The organism is Abyssibius alkaniclasticus (assembly GCF_020447305.1).
In the GTDB taxonomy this organism is placed as follows: Bacteria; Pseudomonadota; Alphaproteobacteria; order Rhodobacterales; family Rhodobacteraceae; genus Abyssibius; species Abyssibius alkaniclasticus.
Genome location: NZ_CP095732.1, coordinates 1 through 20,731, shown reverse-complemented (window position 1 = coordinate 20,731; position 20,731 = coordinate 1). Strand labels below are relative to the sequence as shown.

The 20,731-nt window shown below is 61.1% G+C and carries 20 protein-coding genes and 1 tRNA gene; 16 read left to right on the top strand and 5 right to left on the bottom strand.

Annotated features, from left to right (window positions below):
- The first annotated feature begins 96 nt into the window (after nucleotides 1-96).
- A complete protein-coding gene (trpS, locus tag LGT41_RS00105; protein WP_274129750.1) occupies nucleotides 97-1,122 on the top strand; it encodes a tryptophan--tRNA ligase in 1,026 nt (341 codons plus the stop codon).
- On the top strand, nucleotides 1,119-1,547 hold the full coding sequence (locus tag LGT41_RS00100) for a PaaI family thioesterase (protein WP_274127953.1): 429 nt from the start codon (nucleotides 1,119-1,121) through the stop codon (nucleotides 1,545-1,547). Before trpS ends, LGT41_RS00100 begins: the two co-directional genes overlap by 4 nt.
- On the opposite strand, the gene LGT41_RS00095 is transcribed toward LGT41_RS00100, so the two are convergent.
- On the bottom strand, nucleotides 1,544-2,056 hold the full coding sequence (locus LGT41_RS00095; protein ID WP_274127952.1) for a class I SAM-dependent methyltransferase: 513 nt from the start codon (nucleotides 2,054-2,056) through the stop codon (nucleotides 1,544-1,546). The two genes, LGT41_RS00100 and LGT41_RS00095, sit on opposite strands and share 4 nt — an antisense overlap.
- Before the next feature lie 201 nt (nucleotides 2,057-2,257).
- Here LGT41_RS00095 and LGT41_RS00090 point away from each other — a divergent pair, with 201 nt between their 5' ends.
- From LGT41_RS00090 to LGT41_RS00035, 12 genes are all read left to right on the top strand, one after another.
- Complete coding sequence (locus tag LGT41_RS00090) at nucleotides 2,258-4,219, top strand: AMP-binding protein (protein WP_274127951.1); 1,962 nt, start codon at nucleotides 2,258-2,260, stop codon at nucleotides 4,217-4,219.
- Nucleotides 4,216-5,034 (top strand): ABC transporter ATP-binding protein, encoded by an 819-nt coding sequence (locus LGT41_RS00085; protein ID WP_274127950.1) that lies wholly within the window; start codon nucleotides 4,216-4,218, stop codon nucleotides 5,032-5,034. The genes LGT41_RS00090 and LGT41_RS00085 overlap by 4 nt, the downstream gene beginning before the upstream one ends.
- A complete protein-coding gene (locus tag LGT41_RS00080; protein ID WP_274127949.1) occupies nucleotides 5,027-5,608 on the top strand; it encodes a hypothetical protein in 582 nt (193 codons plus the stop codon). Before LGT41_RS00085 ends, LGT41_RS00080 begins: the two co-directional genes overlap by 8 nt.
- Before the next feature lie 21 nt (nucleotides 5,609-5,629).
- Nucleotides 5,630-6,622, top strand: a complete 993-nt coding sequence (locus LGT41_RS00075; RefSeq protein ID WP_274127948.1) for a branched-chain amino acid ABC transporter permease — start codon at nucleotides 5,630-5,632, stop codon at nucleotides 6,620-6,622.
- The gene (locus LGT41_RS00070; RefSeq protein WP_274127947.1) at nucleotides 6,619-7,008 is read left to right on the top strand and encodes a DUF1801 domain-containing protein; all 390 of its coding nucleotides are present in this window, start codon (nucleotides 6,619-6,621) and stop codon (nucleotides 7,006-7,008) included. Before LGT41_RS00075 ends, LGT41_RS00070 begins: the two co-directional genes overlap by 4 nt.
- Nucleotides 7,008-7,259, top strand: coding sequence for a hypothetical protein (locus LGT41_RS00065; protein ID WP_274127946.1), 252 nt, complete (start codon nucleotides 7,008-7,010; stop codon nucleotides 7,257-7,259). The genes LGT41_RS00070 and LGT41_RS00065 overlap by 1 nt, the downstream gene beginning before the upstream one ends.
- Nucleotides 7,259-8,335: a branched-chain amino acid ABC transporter permease gene (locus tag LGT41_RS00060; RefSeq protein WP_274127945.1), complete on the top strand. Its 1,077-nt coding sequence runs from the start codon at nucleotides 7,259-7,261 to the stop codon at nucleotides 8,333-8,335. The genes LGT41_RS00065 and LGT41_RS00060 overlap by 1 nt, the downstream gene beginning before the upstream one ends.
- 62 nt (nucleotides 8,336-8,397) lie before the next feature.
- Entirely contained in the window at nucleotides 8,398-9,684 is a 1,287-nt protein-coding gene (locus LGT41_RS00055) for an ABC transporter substrate-binding protein (RefSeq protein ID WP_274127944.1), read from the top strand.
- Nucleotides 9,685-9,739: 55 nt separating this feature from the next.
- Complete coding sequence (locus LGT41_RS00050; protein ID WP_274127943.1) at nucleotides 9,740-10,564, top strand: ABC transporter ATP-binding protein; 825 nt, start codon at nucleotides 9,740-9,742, stop codon at nucleotides 10,562-10,564.
- Complete coding sequence (locus tag LGT41_RS00045; protein WP_274127942.1) at nucleotides 10,561-10,854, top strand: DUF6958 family protein; 294 nt, start codon at nucleotides 10,561-10,563, stop codon at nucleotides 10,852-10,854. Before LGT41_RS00050 ends, LGT41_RS00045 begins: the two co-directional genes overlap by 4 nt.
- Nucleotides 10,851-12,047: a phenylacetate--CoA ligase family protein gene (locus LGT41_RS00040; RefSeq protein ID WP_274127941.1), complete on the top strand. Its 1,197-nt coding sequence runs from the start codon at nucleotides 10,851-10,853 to the stop codon at nucleotides 12,045-12,047. Before LGT41_RS00045 ends, LGT41_RS00040 begins: the two co-directional genes overlap by 4 nt.
- A gap of 93 nt (nucleotides 12,048-12,140) precedes the next feature.
- The gene (locus LGT41_RS00035; protein ID WP_274127940.1) at nucleotides 12,141-13,622 is read left to right on the top strand and encodes a peptidoglycan-binding protein; all 1,482 of its coding nucleotides are present in this window, start codon (nucleotides 12,141-12,143) and stop codon (nucleotides 13,620-13,622) included.
- 69 nt (nucleotides 13,623-13,691) lie between these two features.
- On the opposite strand, the gene ykgO is transcribed toward LGT41_RS00035, so the two are convergent.
- Both ykgO and LGT41_RS00025 read right to left on the bottom strand, forming a co-directional pair.
- Nucleotides 13,692-13,817 carry a type B 50S ribosomal protein L36 gene (gene ykgO, locus LGT41_RS00030; protein WP_010141322.1) on the bottom strand — a complete coding sequence of 42 codons (126 nt, stop codon included), beginning with the start codon at nucleotides 13,815-13,817 and terminating at the stop codon, nucleotides 13,692-13,694.
- Between the two features lie 93 nt (nucleotides 13,818-13,910).
- A tRNA-Val gene (locus tag LGT41_RS00025) sits at nucleotides 13,911-13,985 on the bottom strand.
- Nucleotides 13,986-14,133: 148 nt separating this feature from the next.
- Here LGT41_RS00025 and LGT41_RS00020 point away from each other — a divergent pair.
- Nucleotides 14,134-15,018: an N-formylglutamate amidohydrolase gene (locus LGT41_RS00020; protein ID WP_274127939.1), complete on the top strand. Its 885-nt coding sequence runs from the start codon at nucleotides 14,134-14,136 to the stop codon at nucleotides 15,016-15,018.
- Nucleotides 15,019-15,207: 189 nt separating this feature from the next.
- Here the strand turns inward: LGT41_RS00020 and LGT41_RS00015 are convergent, their stop codons facing one another.
- Together LGT41_RS00015 and pyrF are read right to left on the bottom strand one after the other, a co-directional pair.
- Nucleotides 15,208-16,467 carry a DNA polymerase IV gene (locus LGT41_RS00015; RefSeq protein WP_274127937.1) on the bottom strand — a complete coding sequence of 420 codons (1,260 nt, stop codon included), beginning with the start codon at nucleotides 16,465-16,467 and terminating at the stop codon, nucleotides 15,208-15,210.
- Between the two features lie 156 nt (nucleotides 16,468-16,623).
- Entirely contained in the window at nucleotides 16,624-17,340 is a 717-nt protein-coding gene (pyrF, locus tag LGT41_RS00010) for an orotidine-5'-phosphate decarboxylase (protein WP_274127935.1), read from the bottom strand.
- A 188-nt stretch (nucleotides 17,341-17,528) separates the two neighbouring features.
- On the opposite strand from pyrF, the gene clpB reads away from it, so the two are divergent.
- Nucleotides 17,529-20,132, top strand: a complete 2,604-nt coding sequence (gene clpB, locus LGT41_RS00005; RefSeq protein WP_274127934.1) for an ATP-dependent chaperone ClpB — start codon at nucleotides 17,529-17,531, stop codon at nucleotides 20,130-20,132.
- The last annotated feature ends 599 nt before the right edge of the window (nucleotides 20,133-20,731 follow it).

Here is a 20,731-nt window from a genome sequence, read left to right as displayed (position 1 = left end):
TGCACCTCTGTCTATTGCCCGCATCAACATGCGGGCGGTTGACGGGGCGCAAGGCTGGGGCCATAAACCGCAAACAGAACGCGCAGGAGAGCGATGATGACAGAGCAAACCCACACAAAACGGGTGTTTTCGGGGATCAAACCGAGCGGCGGGCTGACGCTGGGCAACTACCTTGGCGCCATCAAACGTTTTGTTGATACGCAGGATAGCGGCGTTGAAACCCTTTACTGCGTTGTGGATTTGCACGCCATCACCGTGTGGCAAGACCCCGCGCAACTGCGTTACGCGACACGCGAGCTTGTGGCCGCCTATGTTGCGGCGGGGCTGGACCCGGCAAAATCCATCCTGTTCAACCAAAGCCAGGTTTCGGCCCATGCCGAGCTTGGCTGGCTGTTCAACTGCGTGGCGCGCATGGGCTGGATGAACCGCATGACCCAGTTCAAGGACAAGGCGGGCAAGAATGCTGAGAAGGTCAGCCTTGGGCTTTACGCTTATCCAAGCCTGATGGCGGCCGATATTCTGGTTTACCACGCCACCCATGTGCCGGTGGGCGAGGACCAGAAGCAGCATGTGGAGCTGACGCGCGATATTGCAGCCAAATTCAACAATGATTTTGGCGTTCCGGGCTTCTTCCCCATGCCCGAGCCAGTGATTGAGGGGCCAGCCACGCGGGTGATGAACCTGCGCGATGCGACCAAGAAAATGTCGAAATCGGGCGAAAGCGATATGGAGCGCATCAACATGACAGATGATGCCGAGACCATCGCCAAGAAGTTCAAGAAAGCGCGGACCGATCCGGACGGGATTCCGGGCGAGGTGAAGGGGCTGGATGGCCGCCCCGAGGCGCGCAACTTGGTGGATATTTATGCAGCGTTGAGCGCGCAGAGCGTGGAGGCCGTGGTGGCTGAATATGCGGGCGCGGGCTGGGGTGCGTTCAAACCGGCCTTGGCGGAGCTTGCCGTGGCCAAGCTTGCACCGATTTCAACCGAAATGGCGCGGCTGATGCAGGCACCGGATGAGTTGGACCGGATTTTGGGGCAGGGTGCGGAACGGGCGGCGGCAATTGCGACGCCGAATTTGCACAAAGCCTATGATATTGTGGGCTTTGTGCGGTCGCGATGAGCGCGCTTTCCCCCGACATCGCCGCGAAAATTCGTGCGAGTTTTGCGCGGCAAGGGCTGATGGCGAGCTTCGGGGCGACGCTGGCGCGCATGGAGGCGGGGCGGGTGGATATTGCCGCCGATGTTGCACCCGCCTTTTCCCAGCAGCAGGGCTTTGCCCATGCGGGCATGGTGTTTGCGCTGGGCGATAGTGCGGCGGGCTATGCGGCGCTGAGCGTGATGCCGCTTGAGGCCGAGGTGCTGACCGTTGAAATGAAGATCAACCTGATGGCACCCGCCGCCGGGCGGCTGCTGGCCGCGGGGCGCGTGCTGAAAGCCGGGCGACGGCTGGTTATCGTGGCGGCGGATGTCTGGTCTGAAGGCGGCGATGGTGCGCGCAAGCAGGTGGCCGCATTACAGGGCACGATGATTCCGGTTGCCGCTTAGGACCGCGCGATCAGCATTCCCGGCTTTTTGAGCAGGGTTTTCCAGGTGCGGCCTGTCGCCTCCATCACCCCGCGCAGCCCGGCCATGTTGGATTTTTCATCGGCCAAAAGTAGCGTGCCGCCAATGGCGAGATGGGCGAGAAGCGATGCGAAAGCGGCGTGGCGTTCGTCTGCATCGAGCAGCATATGCAGCGTGCGGTCGATGAGCAGAATATCGAACAGCCCGTCGGGCTGGTAGCTGCGGATATCGGCAACAGCGCCTTGAATAGACAGGTTTTCAGCCTTGGCGGCGGCGAGCATATCTGCGATTCCGGCCTCGGCCAGATCAACGCCGGTTACCGCATGGCCCAACCGCGCGATGAACAAGGCATCGCGCCCTTGGCCGCAGCCGATATCCAGCACGCGCAGCTTCCCAGAGCCTGACCCTTCAAAGAATTGAACAAATTCGGCAAAAGGTGCGCCCAAGGCATTGGGGTTTTCGCGGTAAAGGGTGTTGTAATCATACGCCATAGGCCAAAGCCTAGCGCGGAGAATTCGGCTTGGCCAAGTGATTTTCGGATTAACTGAACGATGGTTCAATTTAATCCTTGCCCGATGAATGAATCTTGCTAAGCTACACCCGTTCGCGCCAGATAATTCTGGTCTCAAACGCCGGGATGAGCGTTGCGGATACCCGAAGGGGGCTGGGCAACCGGCTGGGAGGAGATACGCATGGTGACCAACGTTCTGGCCAGCGGGCTTGAGACGTTTCCGAAGCTGTTGGCGCGCAATGCGGCCGAGCGCGGAAACCGTGCCGCTTATCGCGAAAAAGAATACGGAATCTGGCAAAGCTGGACATGGGCCGAGGCCGCCGAAGAGGTGGAGGCGCTGGCGCTTGGCATGATGGCGCTGGGGTTGAACACGGGCGATTATGTGGCCGTGATCGGCCGCAACCGCCCGGCGCTTTACTGGGCAATGCTGGCCGCACAGGCGGCGGGCGCTATTCCCGTGCCGCTGTATCAAGACGCGAATGCCGAAGAAATGGCCTATGTGCTGGAGCATTGCGGCGCGCGGTTTGTGGTGGCGGGTGATCAGGAACAGGTCGACAAGGTTCTGGAAATTGCCGAACAGGTGCAAGCGGTGAAAGAGATGATCTATCTCGACCCGCGGGGTTTACGCAAATACGACCACGTCCATTTGCACGCCTATGCGGGTGTGCAGGAAAAGGGCCGTGCGGCCAAGGCGAAACTGGGTGCGGAACTGGCCGCGCGCAAGGCGGCGCTTGCGCCAGGCTCGACCTGCGTGATGCTCTATACCTCTGGCACCACGGGCAAACCCAAGGGCGTGGTTCTGTCCAACACCAACATCATTTCCACCGCGCAGGCGAGTTCGGAATTCGACCATTTGCACGCGGGCGATATTGTGCTGGCCTACCTGCCAATGGCCTGGGTGGGCGATTTCATTTTTTCAATGGGCCAGGCTTTGTGGAGCGGGTTCTGCGTGGCCTGCCCCGAAAGCCCCGACACGATGCAAAGTGATCTGCGGGAGATCGGGCCGAGTTATTTTTTCGCCCCGCCACGGTTTTTTGAGGGGCTGCTGACCAATGTGATGATCCGCATTCAGGATGCCAGCAAGATCAAGCAGCGCATGTTCCGCCACTTCATGGCCCATGCCAAAAAGGTGGGGCCAGCCTTGCTGGATGGCAAGCCGGTGGGGTTGGGTGCGCGGCTGAAATATGCCTTGGGCAATATTCTGGTTTATGCGCCGCTGAAAAACACGCTCGGCCTAAGCCGCGTGCGCGTGGGCTATACGGCGGGCGAGGCGATTGGCCCGGAGATTTTTGAATTCTACCGTAGTTTAGGGATAAACCTTAAACAGCTTTACGGGCAGACCGAGGCGAGCGTGTTCATCACCCAGCAGCCCGACGGGCAGGTGCGGGCCGACACGGTTGGCGTGGCCAGCCCGGGGGTGGAGCTGAAGATTGCCGAGAATGGCGAGGTATTCTACCGCAGCCCCGGCGTGTTCGTCGAATATTACAAAAACCCTGAAAGCACCGCCGATACCAAGGATGCCGAGGGTTGGGTGGCCACGGGCGATGCCGGCTTCATCGAGGAAGGCTCGGGGCATTTGCGGATTATCGACCGCGCCAAGGATGTGGGCAAAATGGCCGATGGGCGGCTGTTTGCGCCGAAATACGTTGAAAACAAGCTGAAATTCTTCCCCGAGATTCTGGAAGCCGTGCTGTTCGGCAACGGGCGGGATTTTTGCACGGCCTTCATCAATATCGACCTGGGCGCCGTGGGCAACTGGGCCGAGCGCAACAACATCGCCTATGCGAGCTATCAGGAACTGGCGGGGCATCCGCGGGTGTATGAAATGGTCGCAGCGCATGTGGCGGCGGTGAATGAGAGCGTGGCGCAGGATGATATGCTGGCCGGCTGTCAGGTGCATAGGTTCATGATTTTGCACAAGGAACTGGACGCGGATGACGGCGAAATGACCCGCACCCGCAAGGTGCGCCGCAAGATTGTGGAAGCGAAATTCGATGATCTGATCGGCGCGCTTTATGGCGGGAAAAGCGAAATTTATACCGAAACCGAAGTGACCTATGAGGATGGCCGCAAGGGCAAGATCAAGGCCACATTGCGGATTGAGGATGCCAAGGTTGCCGCAGAAAAGGCGGTGGCGGCGTGAGCGCGGCAGCAGAATCATACACCACCCCCGATGGCCGCACGATTGGCGGCACCTTGATGGAGATGAAAAACATCACGCTGCGCTTTGGCGGGGTGGTGGCGATCAAGGATATTTCCTTTGATATTCGCGAAGGCGAGATTCGCGCGATTATCGGGCCGAACGGGGCGGGGAAATCATCCATGCTCAACGTCATCAACGGATTTTACCACCCGCAAGAGGGCGAGATCTGGTTTGAAGGCAGGCGGCGCGGGCCGATGAAGCCCTATCAGATTGCCCGGCAGGGCATTGCGCGGACCTTCCAGAACATCGCCCTGTTCAAGGGGATGTCGACGCTCGACAATATCATGACCGGGCGTTTCACGCAGATGAAAACCGGACTTCTGAAACAGGCCATCTGGTATGGCGCGGCGGCGCGCGAAGAGGAGGAGAACCGCGCGATTGTCGAGCGGGTGATCGATTTTCTTGAAATTCAGGCCATTCGCAAAACCCCGGTGGGCAGCCTGCCATACGGGCTGCAAAAGCGCGTGGAACTGGGCCGCGCGCTGGCCGCACAGCCGCGACTGCTGCTTCTGGACGAGCCGATGGCCGGGATGAATGTTGAAGAAAAGGAAGATATGAGCCGCTTCATCCTTGATGTGAATGATGAATTTGGCACAACAATTGCACTTATCGAACATGACATGGGTGTGGTGATGGATATTTCCGACCGGGTTGTCGTGCTGGATTACGGGCAGAAAATTGGCGACGGCTCGCCAGATGATATTCGCAACAATCAGGCGGTGATCGATGCCTATCTGGGGGTTGCGCATGATTAGAGCCGCCCTTGCGCTGGGTTTTGCACTGGGCCTTGCCCAGCCCGCGCTGGCGGTAAACCCGCAATTGCGCAGCGATGTGGTTGAAGGTGTGCAACCGCTGCTGGCGATGGGGGCAAACCTGTGCGTTGGCGCGATGCGCATGGGCAATGCCCTGCCGCTGCGCGTGCTGGACAATCTGGGCGAAGATGCGACGCTTGGCATGGAAAACCGGCTTTATAGCGACCGCGACCGGCTGGTCGATGTCATTCTGGCCGGCACCAGCCCCGGCCAGCGCGAACTTCCCGCAGTGTTTTGCCTGACCCAGCCGCGCCAGCCAATGGCTGAGGCCGACAAGGCGGCGTTGCGCGACTGGGCTGTCGCCGAATTCGCGCGCCTCGCTGAAATTGACGGCGTAACACCGGTTGCTTTGCCCGAGGCGCAGTTTTTCGGGCGCATGGTATCTTGGTGCGACAGCCGGGGCGAGCGGGTTGTGCTGGCCGCCTCGCAAGCCCGCGACGATGCTGAATTGCGCATTGGCGTGGCCCGCAACCTGCCCGATGGCAGCGCGCCGGATTGCGCGGAGGCCCGCGAATGACCTTGAACCAGGAGCCAAAGGATGAGCGCTGATTTCTATTACACCATCGAGGTTATTCTCAATGGGTTGATGGCGGGCGTGATGTATGCGCTGGTCGCGCTCGGCTTTGTGCTGATCTACAAGGCCAGCGGAATTTTCAATTATGCCCAGGGGGTTATGGCGCTTTTTGCGGCGCTGACGCTTGTGGGGCTGCAAAGCGGGCAGGTGCCGTTTTCCTATCTGATCAACGCGATTTTCGGCACAGAGCTTAGCGGCTTTGGCTGGACGCTTCCGGCGGCGGTTGCGATCATCCTAACGCTGGCGGTCATGGTGCTGATGGCGATACTGGTCGAGCGGTATTTGCTGAAACATCTGGTGAACCAGGAGCCGATCATCCTGTTCATGGCAACCATCGGGCTGGCCTATTTCCTTGAGGGGATTGGCGATTTGATGTGGGGCTCGGAGATCAAGACCATCGATATCGGTCTGGTGCAGGGCGGCAACCAGTGGATTGAGCGGTCAACCGAAGGCTGGGCCGAAGGGTTTTATGGCTTCTACCTTGATAACCTGGCGATAACCGCGGCGATTGTGGCGATCGTTCTGGTGACCGCGCTGACGCTGATGTTTCAATATACCAAAACGGGACGCGCGCTGCGCGCCGTGGCCGATGACCACCAGGCCGCACTTTCGGTGGGGATCAGCCTGCGGCTGATCTGGGTGATCGTCTGGTCGATTGCCGGGGCCGTGGCGCTGGTGGCGGGTGCGATGTGGGGTGCAAAATCGGGGGTGAGCTTCTCGCTCAGCCTGATCGCGCTCAAGGCGCTGCCGGTGCTGATGCTGGGCGGATTCACCTCGATCCCCGGTGCAATCGTTGGCGGGCTGATCATTGGGGTTGGTGAAAAACTGTTCGAATACAGCATCGGCCCGATGATTGGCGGGGCCACGGAAAACTGGTTCGCCTATCTGCTGGCTCTGGTCTTTCTGGTCGTGCGCCCACAGGGGCTGTTTGGTGAAAAGATTATCGAGAGGGTATGATGGCGATACAGGGCACCTGGGATGATGTGTTTGGAAAAAGCCCCCCGAAGGTGGCGGCGCTGGCGAGCGCTTTGGCCGCGTTGCTGCGGGCGCTGAACCCGGCCTGTGTTGAAGTTGCGCGGCCCGGTGACAAGGCGGTGAGCTTTGGCTGGGGCGCGGCGAAAATGTCGCAAGCCTATGCCTATCTGATGCCGCAAAAAGACCGCGTGAATTTGGGGTTCTATCAGGGCGCGAATTTACCAGACCCTGCGGGTTTGCTGGAAGGCACAGGCAAATCCATGCGGCATGTGAAAGTTCATGACGAGGCTTTGGCGCAATCTGCACCGCTACGGGCGCTGGTTTTGGCAGCGATGGAAAAGAGCCGCGCAAACGGAGGGCTGGAGTGATGCAAAGATGGCTGAAACCTCTGGGGCGGTTCGTGCCGTTCATTCTGGTCGTTGAATCGGCGGTTCTTCTGTCGCTGGCCGCGGTGGCGCTGATCGGCTGGCTAGCGGTGCAAAGCGGCGTTCCGGACATGCGCGCCCCACTTGATAATCATGGGATGTCAACGCTTATCAATATCGCGATGATCATGCTGATCTGGTCGGTTTCAACCTATGGCGCTGCGTGTATCTGGCAGCATGAGGAGATCGTTTAATGCTTTACCGCGAGGCTGGCGATTTCAAGGCGCGCTATCGGGATGACAACCAGACCTTCCCTATAAGGTTCGACCGCTGGGCCTATTACGGGCTGATGGTGGTGGCCTTTCTGGTTGTGCCCTTCGTGCTGGATGCCTATTGGGCGACCGCCGTGATCGTGCCGTTCCTGATATGGTCAATCGCCGCCTTGGGGCTGAATATTCTTACCGGCTATTGCGGGCAGGTCAGCCTTGGCACGGGCGGGTTCATGGCTGTGGGCGCCTATGCAAGCTACAAGCTGCTCACCGCCTTCCCCGACCTCAACATCGTGTTCGCGGTGCTGATTTCGGGCGCGATAACGGCGATGGTGGGCGTGGTCTTTGGCCTGCCGAGCCTGCGAATAAAGGGGTTTTACCTTGCCGTGGCCACTTTGGCGGCGCAGTTCTTTCTGGTCTGGCTGTTCAACAAGGTGGGGTGGTTTTACAACTATTCCTCGTCGGGCCAGATTTCGGTGCCGCAACGCTCGATCTTTGGAATTGTGGTGACGGGGGCCGAAACCGCAGCCTGGGCGAAATACATGGTCTGCCTTGTGTTTGCGGTGGGGCTGGCCTGGCTGGCGCGCAACCTGACGCGCGGCCGCATCGGGCGCAGCTGGATGGCGATACGCGATATGGATATTGCCGCCGAGATTATCGGCGTGAACCCGTTGACCACGAAACTGACGGCCTTTGCCATCAGCTCGTTCTTCATTGGCGTGGCGGGCGCGCTGTTCTTTACCATCTATCTTGGCGCGGTCGAGGTGGGCGAGGCTTTCGGCATCAACAAATCTTTCCTGGTGCTGTTCATGGTCATCATTGGCGGGCTTGGCAGCATCATGGGCAGCTTTGCGGGCGCGGCCTTCATGGTGCTGATGCCGGTGTTGCTGAAGAACATCATGGTAGGGCAGCTTGGCTGGCCGCCGGAACTGGCCACCTATATGGAATTTGTCATTGTCGGCGCGCTGATCATGATTTTCCTGATCGTCGAGCCGCACGGGCTGGCGCGCCTTTGGGCGATGACCAAGCAGAAACTGAGACTCTGGCCCTTTCCGCATTAGCGGCGGGCCCAAACGCCACCGGAAAACGGGGCATTCATATGTTCACCAAAAGGGAGACTGACATGAATTTCAAGAAACTGGCGGTAATGACCGCCCTGGTCGCGGGTGTTGGCGCACCTGCAATGGCGGAGCTGGTATTTCCATCGCTGTCCTACCGCACCGGGCCTTATGGTGCGAATGGCACCGAATGGGCCGATGGCTACATGGATTATTTCACGCTGATCAACGAGCGCGATGGCGGCATTGGCGGCGAGCTTGTGCGCATGATCGAATGCGAAACCGCCTATAACACTGAAAAAGGCGTGGAATGCTATGAAGCCACGCGCGGCGAAGGCAGCTTGCTGTATCAACCGCTGTCGACCGGGATCACCTATCAGATCATTCCGCGCACCGAAACAGACCAGATTCCGATGCTGACATCGGGTTATGGCCGCACCTCGGCGGCCGATGGGGCAACCTTCCCCTGGGTCTTCAACTATCCGGCCAATTACTGGAACGGCGCCTCGGCTGCGGTGAACCATGCGCGGGATATGGAAGGCGGCTCGCTAGAGGGTAAAACCATTGCGCTGGTCTATCACAACTCGGCCTATGGCAAGGAGCCGATCCGCACGCTGGAGGTTCTGGCCGAGCAGCAAGGCTTCAACCTGACGCTGATTCCCGTCGACCACCCCGGCCAGGAGCAGGCCAGCCAGTGGCTGCAAATCCGCCGCGAGCGCCCTGACTTTGTGATCATGTATGGCTGGGGTGTGATGAGCGCGGTTGCCATTCAGGAAGCCGCCAATATCGGCTTTCCGATGGACCGTTTCATCGGCATCTGGTGGTCGGGTTCGGAAAATGACGTAACCCCGGTTGGTGCCGGCGCCGATGGCTACAAGGCGCTGACATATCATGCCGTGGGGTCGGATTTTCCGGTGTTCGACGATATCCAGACCTATGTTGTGGACCGTGGCCTGGCTGCCGGTGCCGGCGACAAGATTGGCCGTGCGCTGTATAACCGGGGCATGTATGCGGCATTTCTGGCTGTCGAGGCCGCGCGCACCGCACAGGCCATTCATGGCGTGACGGAGCTGACCGGCGCACAAATGCGCGACGGGCTGGAAGCCCTGGTCATCACCGACGAGGTGATGGAAGCGGCAGGCATGGGCGGCTTTGGCCCGGAATTTGCCGCAAGCTGCGAAAACCACGGTGGCCCCGGCCTTGTGGCCGTGCAGCAATGGGATGCCGAAAGCCAGACCTGGTCGCTGATCACAGATTTCGAGGCGACCGATACCGAAGTGATCAACGCCTTGATTGCGGAAGATGCGGCGGCCTATGCGGCTGAAGCCGGTGTGACACCAGGCTGCAACTGAACCAACCCAGCCCCCCGGCCCCGCGCCGGGGGGTGTTTGCAGAAGTGGATGGCCCATGCTGGACGCAGCGAAAACCGACGATGTTTTGCTTGATGTGAATAACATCGAGGTGATTTACAACCATGTCATTCTGGTGCTGAAGGGCGTAAGCCTGAATGTGCGCAAAGGCGGGATTACCGCGCTTTTGGGCGGCAACGGCGCGGGCAAGACAACCACGCTGAAGGCAATTTCAAGCCTGCTGCGCAGCGAGCGCGGCGAGGTGACGAAGGGCAGCATTACCTATCGTGGTGCCTCTATTCTGGACAGGAACCCCGCCGATATGGTGAAGGCGGGCGTTATTCAGGTGATGGAGGGCCGCCATTGTTTTGAACATTTGACGGTGGAAGAAAACCTGATGACCGGTGCCTATACACGGCGCGATGGCAAGGGCGCGATCAATGCCGACCTTGAAATGGTGTATACCTATTTTCCGCGCCTGCGTGAGCGGCGCAAAAGCCAGGCGGGCTATACCAGCGGCGGCGAGCAGCAGATGGTGGCCATCGGCCGCGCCCTGATGAGCCGCCCGGAGACGATTTTGCTGGATGAACCAAGCATGGGTCTGGCCCCGCAGCTGGTGGAGCAGATCTTCCAGATCGTGAAATCGGTCAACGAGAACGAGGGCGTGAGCTTTCTGCTGGCCGAACAGAATACCAATGTGGCGCTGCGGTTCGCGCATTATGGCTATATTCTGGAAAGCGGGCGCGTGGTGATGGACGGGCCCGCGGCGGAATTGCGCGAAAACCCCGACGTGAAGGAGTTTTACCTTGGCATGTCGGACAAGGGGCGCAAATCTTTCCGCGATGTGCGCAGCTACAGGCGGCGCAAGCGGTGGCTGGCATGATCGAGAAAGTAGGGCTGCGCACGCCCAATGATGGCGGCAAGAGCATAACGAATATTCCGAAATGGAAGTTCGACGTTGTGCGCGCCGCGATATTGGAGCAGTTGGCAGAAGGCCCGTGCAAAATGAAAGACCTGACCGAGGCGATCCGCCCGCGGATAGACCCGGCGGCGCTGGAAAAGCTTGGCAAGCTCGGCTGGCACATGATGGGCGTGAAGCTGGAGCTTGAAATGCGCGGCGAAATCCGCCGCCAGGACGGTGTGAAGCCACAGATGATGGAGCTTGCCAGGTGACGAATTATGACGCTTTGGAAACCCGCGATGCGGCGGCGCGTGCGGCAGGGCAGCTTGGCTTGCTCAACCGGGTTATTGAAAAGGTGGCGGCGGCACCCGGGGCCCGCCGGATTGCGGGGGCGGCTTTGGCCGATCTTGCCGATCTGGCGGGCCTGCCTGTTTTGCGCAAATCCGACCTTGCGGCCTGGCAGCGCGAAACCCCGCCCTTTGGGGGCATTCCCGCCAGCAATATCAGCCATTATTTCCAAAGCCCCGGCCCGATTTATGAGCCCGGCGGCCGCGCCCCGGATTTCTGGCGGCTTGGCCGCTTTGCCCATGCGGGCGGGGTGGGGCAGGGTGATATTGTGCAAAACTGCTTTGCCTATCATCTGACACCGGCGGGGATGATGTTTGAATCGGCTGCGGCGGCGGTGGGGGCGGCGGTTATTCCGGCGGGCACCGGGCAGACGGAACTGCAAGCGCAAGCCGCCGCGCATATCGGGGCCACGGCCTATGCGGGCACGCCGGATTATTTGAAAGTGATTCTGGAAAAGGCCGACGCGCTGGGCTTGCGCCTGAAAATTAACAAGGCGCTGGTTTCGGGGGGCGCGCTTTTTGCGAGCCTGCGGCAATATTATGCCGCGCGGGGCATTGCCTGCATACAAGCCTATGCCACCGCCGATGTCGGGCTGATCGCCTATGAATCCCCCGGGCATGAGGGGCTGATCGTGGATGAGGGCGTGATCGTGGAAATCGTGCGCCCCGGCACCGGCGATGTTGTGCCCGATGGCGAGGTGGGCGAGGTGGTTGTGACCAGCCTGAACCCCGATTATCCGCTGATCCGCTTTGCCACGGGGGATCTGAGCGCCGTGATGGCGGGCAGATCGCCCTGCGGGCGCAGCAATATGCGCATCAAAGGCTGGATGGGGCGGGCTGACCAGACCGCCAAGGCCAAGGGCATGTTCATCCGCCCCGAACAGGTGGCCGAACTTGCCGCCCGCTTCCCCGCACTGGGGCGGATGCGCGTGGTGATCGCGCGGGAAGGCGAGGCGGATGTGCTGAGCCTGCTGGTTGAAACCGGCGGAAACCTGCCAGAAAGCCTTGCGCAAAGCGCGCAAGACGTGCTGAAACTGCACCCGAAATTGGTGGCGGTTGCCCCGGAATCGCTGGAAAACAACGGTTTGGTGATCGAGGATCGGCGGAAATATGACTAAAGCCAGCCGTTAACGGCTGGGTGACTGGCACGGGGGCTGCTTTGGCCCGCGCGCACTGGTAGCCTTTGATCAAATAGTCAAAGGAGTGTAAACATGACTCGACTAAACCTGATACGACCCGGCCTCATGGCGGCGGCGCTGTTCAGCGCGGCCCCGGTTTGGGCCGATAGCGTGGCCCTGCTCGTGGCCAATGGCGATTATGAAAACGGCCGCGATGAGCGCGCGATCACGCGCGATTATGATGCGGTGCTGCGCGCCTACCAGCAAGCGGGCTATGAGGTATATGGCGGCACGAACCTGGATCGGGCCGAGCTTGCCCGCCAGATGGAGGCGTTTGAAGACGCGCTTGACGATGCCGATATCGCTGTCGTGCATCTGACGGGCCAGACAATGGCGGCGGGCGATCACGGCTGGTTCCTGCCGGTCGATATCGACCCGGACAGCGCCACCGATTTCGAGTTTGGCGCGCTGTCGCTTAGTGCCATTGCCCAGATGCTGGCCCCGCTGGACGGGCGCGCGGCGCTGTTTATCGGCACATCCATGCGCGGCTTGCGCGATGTGGACGGGGTTGCGCCGGGCATTGGCGCGATCAACGCACCGCTTGGGCTGCTTGTGGCCAGCGGGCCGGCTTCCGATGTGAACCGTGGGGTGACCAACGAGTTTCTGCGCCGCGATGCGCGCGTATCGGACGCGATTGCGCGGATCGGGACGCGGCTGACCTATGAGGGCTTCATCTCGTCGCGGCTGGTGCTGGCGCCACGCAACTCCAGTGCGATTGTTACGGTGCGCCCGCCCCAGCCGCTGCCCCCCGCAGTGGTGCGCACACCCCAAACCATTGAAGCAAGCCTGAATCTCAGCCGCGATCAGCGCCGCCGTGTGCAGGAAAACCTGACCATGTTGGGCTTTGATACGCGCGGGATTGATGGCATATTCGGCCGCGGCTCGCGCAGCGCCATAGAAAACTGGCAGCGCGATGAAGGTCTGGACGCCACCGGCTTTCTGACCGCGCCGCAAATTGCCCGGCTGGAGCGGCTTGGAAATGCCGCACGGCGCGAAGCCGAAGCCGCGGATGAAGCCTATTGGACTCGCACTGGCGCCCTGGGCACGCGGGCCGAACTGAACCGCTATCTGGAACGCTACCCAAATGGCGCCCATGCACAGGAGGCACGTCGCGCGTTGCAAGAGCTTGGCAGTGAGGCCGATCAGGCGGCCTGGGACCTGGCGCGCGACCGCGATACCGTGCGCGCCTACGAGCGGTATTTGCGTGACTATCCGGATGGGCTGTATAACCGGCCCGCCCGGGCGCGTATCCGCGAGTTGGACGGTTCGGCAGACCGCGACAATGAGGGCACCAATGCGGCGCGCGCCGCCGAACGTGCCCTGGGGCTGGATAACGGCACGCGCCTGCTGATCGAGCTGCGCCTTGTGGCGCTGGGCTATCGCCCCGGTGCGACCGATGGCAATTTCGATGCCGCGACCCGTCAGGCGATTGCCGCCTTCCAGCGCGACCGGAACATGCCGGAGACCGGCTATATCAGCGCGCCGGTAATATCGGCCCTGCTGCGGGGCCGGTGATTTGCGGTGACAGCCAGACAAGCAAAAGGCCGCGCAATGCGCGGCCTTTTGTTTGGAATGTGCGGTTGCTTAGCCCTGGCGAGCTTTGAAACGGCGCTGGGTCTTGTTGATCACATAAACCCGGCCCTTGCGGCGAACGACACGGCAATCGCGGTGGCGCTGCTTCAGGGAGCGAAGTGAATTGCGAACTTTCATAGCCACTCTCCTTATCTGCGGCGCGCAGCAATTGTTTGCGCCAGTTAATCTTCATGCCCGAACGGGCCTGTTCTTACGGCCATGCTTTGGGCATGGTGGGCGTAACTGGGATTGAACCAGTGACCCCTTCGATGTCAACGAAGTGCTCTCCCGCTGAGCTATACGCCCGAAAGAACAGCGGCGCGGCCCTGGAACCCAAGCTGGCCCCTGCGGCAACGCCTCGTGCGTGGTTCTATAGAAGGAGTCGGCGCGGGGTTCAAGACCTTTTCAGACGCGATTGCATGGCGCATACTGCGCGCCATGCCGCAGCCGCAAAATGGCCCAGCCCGATGCCAGCCCGATGATCGAACGCGCCTTCAGATTGGTTCTGCCCCGCAAGCGCAGCTCTTGCGCGGTGTTCTCCTCTCCCCATAGCGGGCGGCGCTATCCGCCCTCGTTCATGGCGCGGGTGGTGCTGGATGAATTGCGCCTGCGCTCATCGGAAGATGCCTATGTCGACAGGCTGATCGAAGCCGCGCCGCGATTTGGCGCACCGCTTCTGGCGGCCACCTATTCGCGCGCCTTTGTGGATTTGAACCGCGCGGCCAGCGAGATGGACCCGGCCGTGGTGCATGGCGCCCCGAAACAGCCGACAAATGCACGGATTTGTGCAGGTCTGGGGGTGATTCCCCGCGTGGTGGGCGAGGGGCGCGAAATCATGTCGGGCAAGATCACGCTGTTCGAGGCGGAATCGCGGCTGGCGCGCGGCTACCGGCCCTATCATAACTGCCTTGCCCGCCTGCTGACCGACAGCCGCGACAGGTTTGGCGAGGCGATCTTGTTCGACTGCCATTCGATGCCAAGCGAGGCGCGCCGCGCTGCCCCGCGCATGGCCGCTGGCCCGCCCGATATTGTGCTGGGCGACCGCTATGGCGCGGCTTGCGCGCCCTGGGTCTTTGAGGCGGCACATGCGGCTTTTGTGGATGCGGGCTTTCGCGTGGCCCGCAATGCGCCCTTTGCGGGCGGGCATATCACGCAATATTACGGGCGCCCGTCGCAAAACACCCATGCGCTGCAAATTGAAATTGACCGCGCGATTTACATGGATGAGGCGAATATCACGCCGAACCCCGGTTTTGATGCGATTCGGGACAGGCTGTCTGGCGTGCTTGACGCGCTGAGCCGACTGCGCAATCCAGGCCAGGCAATGGCCGCAGAATAGGCGCAATGCCCTACTGAAAAAAAGAAAGCCGCACAATTTGCACGGCTCAAGTTCAGGGAGGAGTGCCCGAAACCGGGCGACGATCAAGATGACCGTTAAGGACACTATGCCGTTGTGCGGCGCATATAGTAAATTGTGCAACCGCGAAGAAGGCCGCAATTTGCGCCCCTTGTTGTGAAAATGTCACAGCTAGCGCAGGGCGCGACCCTTTTTGATGGCATCCTTGCCGAATTTCGCACGAATCTTGTCGCTCGCCGCCTCGGCGGCATGGCGCCGGGCGGCCTGTGGGTCGAGCAGATCACCCACGGTCGCGGTTGCACCGGCTACGGCAAGGTCGCCAAGCCCGACACCGACCAGCCGGAACGGGCCTTCGGGCAGGCAGGGGGCGAGCATTTCGGCCGCGACGCGATAAATGTCATCGGCCAGATTGGTGGGCGCGCGCAGGGTCCGGCGGCGGGTGAGGGTGCGGAACCGGGCGGTTTTGAGCTTCAGGGTTACGGTTTGCCCTTCGATATTGCGCGCCTTGGCCCGGTCGGAGGCTTTGAGCGCCAGGCGCCAGATATGACCGTCGAGCAAGTCGGCATCGGATGTATCCTCAAAGAACGTCGTTTCATTGGAGATGGATTTGACGGTTTCGCGCGCCGATACACGCCGCGCGTCGCGCCCGCGCGCCAGGGCATGAAGATGCAGGCCGAAACTGCCGAATTTTCTGGCGAGATCGGCTTCGCTATAGCGCAGGATATCGCCGATTTTGCGAATGCCGTCGCGCTCCAGCCGCGCCTGTGTGACCGGGCCGGCCCCCCAGATTTTGCTGATGGGAAGCGTGGCGAGGAACGATTCGGTTTCCGCGGCCCCGATCAGCGCCATCCCGCGGGGTTTATCAAGGTCAGAGGCGATTTTGGCGAGGAACTTGTTATGGCTCAGCCCGACCGAGAGTGTGACGCCGATTTCGGTTTCAACCGCGCGGGCAAGGCGGGCGAGCATGACCGCGGGCGGGGCATGGTGCAGGCGCTGGGTGCCGCGCAAATCGAGAAAGGCCTCGTCCAGCGAAAGCGGCTCGACCACGGGGGTGAGCGCATCCATCAGCGCGCGAATCTGGCGGCTGACCTCGACATAGACCGCCATGCGGGGCGGCACGATCGTGGCTTCGGGGCAGAGTTTGCGCGCCTGAAACATGGGCATCGCCGAGCGCACGCCCTTGATGCGCGCAAGATAGCAGGCGGTGGTGACGACACCGCGCTGGCCGCCGCCAACGATAAGCGGCACCGGGCGAAGCGCGGGATTGTCGCGTTTCTCAACGCTGGCGTAAAAGGCGTCGCAATCGACATGGGCGATGTCGAGCGTGGTGAGTTCGGGATGCGAAAGGACGCGCGGCGAGCGGCAATGCGGGCAGCGTTCGAGCGCATCGGCAAGCAGGGTGCAACAATCGCGGCAGAGTGATTCGGGCATGATTGCAGTTTAGGGCGCCCGGCTGAACGAGGGTAGGGTGCGCATTCATTGCGCACCATTGGAGGCACCCAAAGTGGGCGCATTGCGCCTGATGCCACAGGCCGGGGGTTTCACACCCCCGGACCCCCGTGGGATATTTATGAGCAAAAGATGGGGTCAGGGGCGCGAATTGGTCTGGTGGGCGCGCAAAAGCTCGGCCTGGATAGCTTCGGCGGCGGCGCGGGGGTCTTCGGCTTGCCAGACGGGGCGGCCGATGACGACATGATCGGCCCCTTCGGCAATGGCCTGGGCGGGGGTGGCGATGCGCTTCTGATCACCCTTGTCGCCGCCAAGCGGGCGCACACCGGGGGTGACGATGAGTTTGCCTTTTGCCGCGGGCAGGGCGCGGATGATGGCGGCTTCGTGCGGAGAGGCGATGACGCCATCGGCCCCGGCGGCAAAGGCCAGCCGGGCGCGTTCGGCCACGATTTCGGCCATGCTGCCGGATTTGATGAGGTTGAGGTCGAGATCGGACCGGTCGAGCGAGGTGAGAACGGTGACGGCCAGAATGCGGGTGGGTTTGTCGCCCCGCCCGGCGACGGCGGCGCGCACGACATGTGGGTCGCCCTGCACGGTCAGGAAATCCGGTTCATACTGGGCAAGGCCGCGCACGGCATGTTCGATTGTGGCGGTGATGTCGAACAGCTTCAGATCGAGAAACACGCGCTTGCCGAGATTCTTGACCTCATCGGCCAGGGCCAGCCCGCCGCCGGTCAGCATTCCCAGGCCGATCTTGTAAAAGCTGACCGTGTCACCCAGGGTTTCGACCAGGCGCAGCCCTTCCAGCGCATTGGGCACATCGAGTGCGACGATGAGGCGGTCTTTCGGGTGCATGGCGGGCTCCTGTGCTGCGTTACTGGCATATAGGGGCAAGCAGGGCAGCGCGGCAAGCGGGCAGGATATTCTGCCGCAGGGCGGGCTGGCGGCTTGCAACCGGCGCAGAGGGAACCCATTTTGAGGGTGAGGCCCTTGCCGTGTGCCAGAACTGGGTGCGGCCGGGGTGCTGGATAAAGGAGAAAGCTATGAACTTTGAGAAGTTCACCGAACGGGCGCGTGGCTTTGTGCAGGCCGCCCAGGGCATTGCGCAGCGTGAAAGCCACCAGCGGTTTCTGCCCGAACATATTTTGAAAGCCCTGCTGGATGACAGCGAGGGGCTGGCGGCGAACCTGATCAACGCCGCCGGTGGCGATGCGCGGATGGCTGCGGCGGGCAATGATGCGGCGCTGGCCAAACAGCCAAAGGTGCAGGGGCAGGACCAGCTCTATCTGGACAGTGTGACCGGCAAGGTTCTGGCCGAGGCCGAGACGCTGGCCAAAAAGGCGGGCGACAGTTTTGTGCCTGCCGAGCGGTTACTGACCGCGCTGGCGATTGTGAAATCGGGTGCGGCGGATGCGCTGAAGGCGGCGGGGGTTTCGGCGCAGAAGCTGAATGCAGCCATCAATGATGTGCGCAAGGGCCGCACGGCGGATAGTGTCAGTGCGGAGAACACTTATGACGCACTGAAGAAATATGCGCGCGACCTGACCGAAGCCGCCGAACAGGGCAAGATTGACCCGATCATCGGCCGCGACGAGGAAATTCGCCGCACGATGCAGGTGCTGACCCGGCGCACCAAGAACAACCCGGTGCTGATTGGCGACCCCGGTGTGGGCAAGACCGCGATTGCCGAGGGGCTGGCCTTGCGCATTGTCAACGGCGATGTGCCGGATTCGATTGCCGGCAAGAAGCTGCTGGCGCTGGATATGGGTGCGCTGATTGCGGGCGCGAAGTATCGTGGGGAATTCGAGGAGCGGCTGAAGGCGGTTCTGGGCGAAGTGACCCATGCGAATGGCGAGATCATTCTGTTCATCGACGAGATGCACACGCTGGTGGGGGCGGGCAAATCGGACGGGGCGATGGATGCGTCCAACCTGCTCAAGCCTGCACTGGCGCGGGGCGAGCTGCATTGTATTGGCGCGACCACGCTTGATGAATATCGCAAATATGTCGAGAAAGACGCCGCCCTTGCCCGGCGTTTCCAGCCGGTGCTGATTGATGAGCCGACAGTGCAGGATACGATTTCGATTCTGCGCGGCATCAAGGACAAATACGAAATGCACCACGGCATTCGCATTGCCGATGCGGCACTTGTGGCGGCGGCAACCCTGTCCAACCGCTATATCACCGACCGGTTTTTGCCCGACAAGGCGATTGACCTGATGGACGAGGCGGCGAGCCGTTTGCGCATGGAGGTCGACAGCAAGCCCGAAGAGCTGGATGCGCTGGACCGTGACATACTGCAAAAGCAGATCGAGGCGGAGGCGTTGAAAAAGGAAAAGGACGCGGCCTCGGTTGACCGGCTTGAAAAGCTGGAGCGTGAACTGGCCGAGTTGAAGGGCAAATCGGCCGAGCTGACCGCGCGCTGGCAGGCCGAGCGTGACAAGCTGGCCGGTGCGCGTGATGTGAAAGAGCAGTTGGACCATGCGCGCGCGCAGCTTGATAGCGCAAAGCGCGAAGGCAATCTCGCCAAGGCGGGTGAGCTGGCCTATGGCGTGATCCCGAAGCTTGAAAAGCAACTGGCCGAGGCCGAAAGCGCCGAGCAGCCCGATGTGATGGTTGAGGAAGCGGTGACACCCGAGCATGTGGCCAGTGTCGTCGAGCGATGGACCGGCATTCCGGTGGACCGGATGCTGGAGGGCGAGCGCGACAAGCTTTTGCGCATGGAAGAGGCGCTGGGCCGCAGGGTGATCGGCCAGAACGAGGCCGTGGCCGCCGTGGCCAACGCCGTGCGCCGTTCGCGTGCCGGGCTGAGTGATCCGAACCGCCCGCAGGGCAGCTTTTTGTTCCTTGGGCCAACCGGCGTGGGCAAAACCGAGCTGACCAAGGCGCTGGCCGCGTTCTTGTTTGATGATGATCAGGCAATGGTGCGGGTCGATATGAGCGAGTTCATGGAAAAACACGCGGTCGCGCGGCTGATCGGGGCGCCCCCCGGTTACGTTGGCTATGACGAGGGCGGTGTGCTGACCGAGGCCGTGCGGCGCAAGCCCTATCAGGTGGTGCTGTTTGACGAGGTGGAAAAGGCGCATCCCGATGTGTTCAACGTGCTGTTGCAGGTGCTGGATGATGGCCGTCTGACCGACGGGCAGGGCCGCGTGGTGGATTTCAAGAACACGCTGATCATTCTGACCAGCAACCTTGGCAGCCAGGCTTTGAGCCATCTGGAGGACGGCGCGGATACCGATACGGCCCGCGCACAGGTGATGGAGGCGGTGAAAGCGCATTTCCGCCCCGAATTCCTGAACCGGCTCGATGAGATCGTGCTGTTCGAGCGGTTGAGCCGCGCGAATATGGGCGGGATTGTCGATATCCAGCTTGCCCATCTGGCCAAACGGCTGGAAGGGCGCAAGATTGTGCTGGAGCTGGATGATGACGCCCGCACATGGCTTGCCAATCAGGGCTATGACCCTGTCTATGGTGCAAGGCCGCTGAAACGGGTGATCCAGCGCGCGCTGCAAAACCCGCTGGCGGAACTGATGCTGGGCGGCAAGCTGCTTGACGGCACCAGCGTGCCGGTCAGCGCAGGGCCAGACGGGCTGATCATTGCGGGCTATGCGCCGGCCGAAAAGAAACCCGCCACCGTGCATTGAGCAACGACCGGCGCAACACACATGGGGTGCGCATTCATTGCGCACCCTGCATTGTGTTCCGGTCTGCGTGGTGCGATAGCGTTTGCGGTGCAATGATTTGGGACATCGGCTGTGTTGATCTGGCTGCTTCGCTTTGCAATTGGCTTATGCATCCGGCTGGCCATTATGGCCTGGCCGCTGGTGCTGATTGCGGGCCTGTATTTCTACTATCGCTAGGCGCGCCTACGCGCCGGCCAGATCAAAGGCAATGACGGCGAAATCGCCCCTCGTTCATCCGACTCATTGGCGGGCCAGCCAGTGCAAGGCCGAAAATTCAGAGCAAAACAATGCAGATCATGCGCGCAAATATCGGCGCCGCCTTTCGGTTTTGCCATATTCAGCACTGATTTTGCACCAATAGAGCCATGAATTCGGCGCAAAGGCGGAAAAGTGAAAAAACTTTCACAAATCAGTAAAAAACCGCTTGCACGACTCGGAACAACACCCTAGATAACGCTTCACCGGACGGCGACCTACACTGCCATGCCGGTAAAGAAAAAACATTGAGGCTGATAAGCGGGTAGACGCTAGGAATAGCGTTCCGGTTTATTGTTGTCTCA